8 protein-coding genes and 1 pseudogene are annotated in these 5,355 nt (G+C 66.3%); all 9 read right to left on the bottom strand.

Going from position 1 to position 5,355, the window contains the following annotated elements:
* Window positions 1-711 (bottom strand): MFS transporter (locus EN742_RS22870; protein WP_148670203.1); only part of this gene is annotated, 711 nt, incomplete at its 3' end.
* The gene (gene nusB / locus EN742_RS22865) at window positions 708-1,208 is read right to left on the bottom strand and encodes a transcription antitermination factor NusB (protein WP_126054941.1); all 501 of its coding nucleotides are present in this window, start codon (window positions 1,206-1,208) and stop codon (window positions 708-710) included. The genes nusB and EN742_RS22870, both read right to left, overlap by 4 nt.
* Window positions 1,205-1,699 (bottom strand): 6,7-dimethyl-8-ribityllumazine synthase, encoded by a 495-nt coding sequence (gene ribH / locus EN742_RS22860; RefSeq protein WP_127406414.1) that lies wholly within the window; start codon window positions 1,697-1,699, stop codon window positions 1,205-1,207. Before ribH ends, nusB begins: the two co-directional genes overlap by 4 nt.
* 95 nt (window positions 1,700-1,794) lie before the next feature.
* On the bottom strand, window positions 1,795-2,412 hold the full coding sequence (locus tag EN742_RS22855; RefSeq protein WP_127406415.1) for a riboflavin synthase: 618 nt from the start codon (window positions 2,410-2,412) through the stop codon (window positions 1,795-1,797).
* A gap of 64 nt (window positions 2,413-2,476) precedes the next feature.
* Entirely contained in the window at window positions 2,477-3,604 is a 1,128-nt protein-coding gene (ribD, locus tag EN742_RS22850; protein WP_189375526.1) for a bifunctional diaminohydroxyphosphoribosylaminopyrimidine deaminase/5-amino-6-(5-phosphoribosylamino)uracil reductase RibD, read from the bottom strand.
* A gap of 2 nt (window positions 3,605-3,606) precedes the next feature.
* Window positions 3,607-4,086: a transcriptional regulator NrdR gene (gene nrdR / locus EN742_RS22845; protein WP_128333304.1), complete on the bottom strand. Its 480-nt coding sequence runs from the start codon at window positions 4,084-4,086 to the stop codon at window positions 3,607-3,609.
* Window positions 4,087-4,171: 85 nt separating this feature from the next.
* Window positions 4,172-4,501: a GlpM family protein gene (locus tag EN742_RS22840; RefSeq protein ID WP_126054945.1), complete on the bottom strand. Its 330-nt coding sequence runs from the start codon at window positions 4,499-4,501 to the stop codon at window positions 4,172-4,174.
* Between the two features lie 21 nt (window positions 4,502-4,522).
* Entirely contained in the window at window positions 4,523-5,134 is a 612-nt protein-coding gene (locus EN742_RS22835) for a hypothetical protein (protein ID WP_127406416.1), read from the bottom strand.
* 82 nt (window positions 5,135-5,216) lie between these two features.
* A pseudogene (gene glyA / locus EN742_RS22830) lies at window positions 5,217-5,355 on the bottom strand (serine hydroxymethyltransferase); the annotation flags it as partial.

Here is a 5,355-nt window from a genome sequence, read left to right as displayed (position 1 = left end):
GCTTCCGACGGCGCAGAACAGCGCCGCGACGAAACGCGGCTGGGTGACGATCTCCGACAGCGGCCTGGCGTCGCCGTCATCGATCGCCGCGCCGCCGACCGCCTTGGGCGCGATGCGCAGAAACGATAGGATGACGGCGCCGACGGCCGACAGCACCAGGATAGAGGCGAACGAGCCGGCGAACATCACGGGCGCGAAGGATTCGCGGGTGAAGATCACGATCTGCGGCCCGAGAACGGCCGTGACGATGCCGCCGGCCAGCACGAACGAAATGGCGCGCGCCTTGAACTCCGGCGGCGCGTTGTCTGCTGCGGCAAAACGGAACTGTTGGACGAAAGCGCCACCGACACCGATCACCAACAGGCCGAAGGCGAACAGCCAGAAATTCGGGTGGAACAGCGCCAGCGTCGCGACGACCCCACCGAGCGCGGTGATGACGGTGCCGGTCATGAACCCGCCGCGCTGGCCGAGCTGGCGGATAATGGCCGCCGCCGGCAGTGCGCCCAGAGCCACACCGATGTTGAAACCGGTGACTGGCGCCGTCGCCAGCGACTTGTCGGGGCCAAGCAGGTACTGCCCGGCAAGCGCGCCAAGCGAAATGGCTATGGGGGCGGCCGAACCGATGATCGCCTGGGCAGCTGCCAGCAGCAGCGCCGTGCGGCGCGCCCCCCTTCCGGCTCCGGCGGCCAAGGCCGCAGCGGCGGCGGTCATGAAGCATCCTTGCCGCGCCCCTCGCCGCGCACCCGGCGCGATACGCGATCAAGCACGGCATTGGTGAGCTTGGGTTCGTCTTCCTCGTAGAAGGCCTTGGCGATGTCGACATATTCCGAGACGATCACCGCCACCGGCACGTCGTCGCGCTTCATCAATTCATAGACGCCGGCGCGCAGGATGGCGCGCAGTGTCGAATCCAGCCGTGACAACGGCCAGTCGTCGGTTAGCGCCTGGCGGATGACCGGATCGATGGTCTTCTGGTTCTCGACAACACCGGTGAGGATGGCGCGGAACCATTGTGCATCGGCCTCGCGATAGAGCGCGCCGTCTACTTCCTTGCCGAGCCGGAACGCTTCGTACTCGGCCGTGATCTCGATAACGCCACTGCCGGCAACGTCCATCTGGTAGAGCGCCTGCACGGCCGCGAGCCGGGCGGCGCCGCGCTTGTTGGCGTGGCGGACCGTGGGCTGGCCGGGCGACGCGGGCTCGCTCACGATCGGGCTCCCAGCTGCTGTTTGAGGGCGATCATGGTCAGCGCCGCGCGCGCGGCAAAGCCGCCCTTGTCGCCTTCCGAGCGTCTGGCGCGCGTCCAGGCCTGGGCGTCATTCTCGGTGGCCAGGATGCCGTTGCCGATACAGATCGCTTCCTGCACGGAGAGGTCCATCAGCGCGCGGCTCGATTCATTGGCGACAATATCGAAATGGTAGGTGTCGCCGCGGACGATGGTGCCAAGCGCGACGAAACCGTCATAGGTGGTGCCGCCTTCGGCGGCGCCGTCGAGCGCGAAGGTGATTACTGCCGGGATTTCCAGCGAGCCCGGAACTGTGACCACGTCATAGGTCGCGCCTGCCTCGTCCAGTGCACTCGTTGCGCCTTCGAGCAGCGCGTCGGCAAGGTCGTCATGGAAGCGCGCCTCGATGATGAGAAGGTGCGCCTTGTCCTTCGGACGGATGAACGCTTTGCCGTGTTGGGATATGCCAGCCATAGATGTCTCCGGGGATCGCCGGTGACTTAGGCCGAAGCGGCAGCATTCGCAAGCTTTGTCCGATGCTCAGGCCCGGTCTAATTTGCGGGGGTGGCTCAAAGCCCCTCTTTCGCGGCCTCCGCCAGGCGCGCCGCGTAGCGGGCCATGGTGTCGATCTCGAGGTTCACGCGGTCGCCGACCTGGCGTTCGCCCCAGGTGGTGACGGTCAGCGAATGGTGGATGAGCAGCACGTCGAAGCGCGTGCCCTCGACCTTGTTGACGGTGAGCGAGGTGCCGTCGAGCGCGACCGAACCCTTTGGCGCGATGAATTTCGCGAGCTCGCGCGGCGCTTCGAGCGTGAAGCGCACGGCGTCGCCCTCGTCCTTGCGCTCGATAATCTCGGCCGTGCCGTCGACATGGCCGGAGACGATGTGGCCGCCGAGCTCGTCGCCGATCCTCAGCGCCCGTTCCAGATTGATCCTGGTGCCGGATTTCCAGCCCATCGCGGTCGTCAACCTGAGCGCTTCTTCCCAGGCCTCGACCTCGAACCAGCGCGCGTTGGAGCCGCCTTCCGGCAGCGCCGTCACCGTCAGGCAGACGCCGGCGCAGGAGATCGAGGCGCCGATGGCGATGCCTTCCGGGTCATAGGCGGTGTCGATGCGCAGTCCGACCCCTTCCCTGAGCGGCTTCACGGCAGCGACGGTGCCGACATCGGTAACAATTCCGGTAAACATCAAATATCTCTGTTTTTCAGGTTGACCATGATCTGGTCCAAAAACCGGTTCCCACTTTTTGGGATCATGGTCTTACCCACTCGGCGTAGCTGTCCTCGCCGAAGCGCATCTCGCGCAACTTGCGAAACCCTGCCGGGATATGGTCGGCGTCGATGGGCGATGCAATGCCCTCTTCGCCGATCGCGTCCGGCCCGCCGAACAGCACGATGCGGTCGACCAGCCCTTCGTCGAGGAAAGCCTTGGCCACCTTGGCGCCGCCTTCGACCAGCACGCTCGCCATGCCGAGCGCGGCCAGATCCTCTAACAATTCGGGCAAGGCCACCTCACCGCCATAGGTTTCCGTGCCGATGAAGTGCACGCCTGCGCGTTCGAGCGTGGCGCGCCGCTGCGGATCGGCCTCGAGGCAAGCGGCGATGTAAAGCGGCACGCGGTCGACGCCTGAGACCAGCTTCGACGCCTCAGGCAGCCTGATCTGGCGATCGAGGATGATGCGCGCCGGCGAGCGGTTCTCCAGCCCAGGCAGCCGCACGGTCAGCGCCGGGTCGTCCTCCAGCGCGGTGCCGATGCCGATCAGGATGGCGTCGGCTTCGGCGCGCATCAGATAGACTTCGCGACGCGCGATATCGCCGGTGATCGCGACCTGTCCCTCGCCTTCGATGCCGATCTTGCCGTCGCTGGAAAGCGCAAGCTTCAGGATCACTTCCGGGCGTTTCTTGAGAGATCGAATCAGGTAACCAGCCATTTGCTCCGAGGCCTCGGCTGCCAGCACCTTCTCCACCGCCTCGATGCCGGCGGCGCGCAGGATGGCATAACCCTGGCCGGAAACACGCGGATCGGGATCGCTCGCCGCACCGACGACGCGGGCTATGCCGGCATTGACCAGCGCGTTGGCGCAAGGCGGCGTGCGGCCGTGATGGGCGCAGGGCTCCAATGTAACGTAAGCCGTAGCACCACGCGCGAGCTCGCCGGCCTCGGCCAGCGCCTCGGTCTCGGCATGCGGCCTGCCGCCGACCGCGGTGACGCCGGTGCCGACGATCATCGGCCCGTCGCCATCGTCGCGCACGATGATCGTGCCGACGGATGGGTTGGTCGAGGTGCGGCCGGCGTTCTTCCGCGACAATCTCAGCGCCGCCGCCATGAAGCGCCTATCGAGAGCCTCCTGCTCGGCTCGACTCACCTGTGGCCCTGCCATGCTCAGCCGGCGTCCTCTTCGCCCTTGTCCTCGTCGCCCTTCAGCTCGCCGAGCAGCTCGTGGAAATCCTTGGCCTCGCGGAAATTGCGATAGACCGAGGCGAAGCGGACATAGGCGACGTCGTCGAGCGACTTCAGCGCCTCCATGACCAGCCGGCCGACCTCGCCCGACGCCACTTCCGTCTCGCCGGAGCTTTCGAGCTGGCGCACGATGCCGGTCACCGCGCGGTCGATGCGCTCGGGATCGACATTGCGCTTGCGCACCGCGATCTCGACCGAACGCAGGAGCTTGTCGCGGTCGAACGGCACCTTGCGGCCGGATTTCTTGACCACGACGAGGTCGCGGAGCTGAACGCGCTCGAAGGTGGTGAAACGGCCGCCGCAATCGGGGCAGACGCGCCGCCGGCGGATCGCCGCGCCATCCTCGGCGGGACACGAATCCTTCACCTGCGTATCTTCGGACTGGCAGTAGGGACAGCGCATGGAGAGCCTTCGGTTGGCGATTCTTGGTGAGCGGAAGGCTTAGAGCTTTTTGCCGGAATGGCAAATGACGGCCGGCCTTCGTGCCTCAGAGATAGCGAGGCGCGAGGAAGATTGCCAGCGCCGCCGCCAGCCAGACCGCGATGCCGCCGAGAACGGCCAGCCGATAGTCGACCCGTTCGATGAACAGCCAGCAGGCGCCAAGGAAGGCGAGATAGGCCGGGATCGTCCTGAAACCGGCAAGGCAGGCCTCGCGAAAGCCTGTCGAGTTGCCCTTGGCGCCGACGGCGAGCAGCGCGATGACGGCGAAGGTCGGCGCCAGCGGCAGGATGCCGGGCAGGACGTTGCCGCGCTTCGAGGCCCAGACGATCAGCGCCGTGACGAGGCCGCCGACGACGCCTTTCCAGAGAATGTCCATGGCGCGGCTCCTTGCTGCCTGTCAGGGCGCGACGTCGTTGGTCGCGAAGCCGCAGGATGCGCCAAGGCTGCGGTAGGCCTTGGTGAAACCGTCCATCGATATGCTGGCAACCGGCTTGTTGGCGAAGACGACATCGATCGCGGCCGCGCGCCGCATGGCGCGCAACAGGGCAAGCGCGACCTCCTTCTTGTTGTCCAGCATCCACTGGTCGCCGATATCGGCACTGACAGTCGCCTTGACCTTGCCCTTGTCGTCACCGAACACGGCGGGAATGTTCTCGCCGGCCGGCAGATCCTTGTTCCGCAGCGCGATGACCAGGCTCGGATAGCCGTCGGGCGGCAGGGCGTCGCCGTTCGAGATGGCGAGCGTCAGCGTGCCGCCGGTGCCGTTCTGGTCGAGGAACGCCGTCGAGGCGGCGCAGGTCCTGCGCACGTCCTCACCGGTGTTGACTTCATCGATGATGGTGGACCACCTGCCGAAGGTTTCGGTCTTGGGAGATGCAGGCGCAGGCGATGCGGCCGGAGCCGTCTCGGCCTTCGGCGCCGTCGTCGTGGTCTGCGCCTGGGCGGCGCCGGTCAACGGCGAGGCGCTTAGAAGCGCCGCAAGAGCGCCGAGACAAAGAATTCGCGTCATCAATAAGGCTCCTGTCCGGACGCCGCCCCAGCCGGAGCGGCGCTTCTCGTGGTGGCCAATAAGAATGACGCGAGGCTTCAGGTCAACCGAGATAGGGATAGAGAGGGAAGCGATCGGTGAGCGCCACGACCTTGGCCTTCACCACCGCCTCGACGGCCGCGTTGCCCTCGTCAGAATTCGCCACCTTCAGCCCGTCCAGCACCGCGGCGATCAGCTTGCCG

Source organism: Mesorhizobium sp. M4A.F.Ca.ET.020.02.1.1, from assembly GCF_004022645.1.
GTDB lineage: Bacteria > Pseudomonadota > Alphaproteobacteria > Rhizobiales > Rhizobiaceae > Mesorhizobium.
This window is presented reverse-complemented; position numbering and strand designations above follow the sequence as displayed.

Bases quoted from the DNA above. Each gene is read 5' to 3' on its own strand.
- ribH (WP_127406414.1), bottom strand. From the start codon at position 1,699: ATGGCTGGCATATCCCAACACGGCAAAGCGTTCATCCGTCCGAAGGAC.
- nrdR (WP_128333304.1), bottom strand. From the start codon at position 4,086: ATGCGCTGTCCCTACTGCCAGTCCGAAGATACGCAGGTGAAGGATTCG.
- EN742_RS22840 (WP_126054945.1), bottom strand. From the start codon at position 4,501: ATGGACATTCTCTGGAAAGGCGTCGTCGGCGGCCTCGTCACGGCGCTG.
- EN742_RS22835 (WP_127406416.1), bottom strand. From the start codon at position 5,134: ATGACGCGAATTCTTTGTCTCGGCGCTCTTGCGGCGCTTCTAAGCGCC.
- ribD (WP_189375526.1), bottom strand. From the start codon at position 3,604: ATGGCAGGGCCACAGGTGAGTCGAGCCGAGCAGGAGGCTCTCGATAGG.
- EN742_RS22855 (WP_127406415.1), bottom strand. From the start codon at position 2,412: ATGTTTACCGGAATTGTTACCGATGTCGGCACCGTCGCTGCCGTGAAG.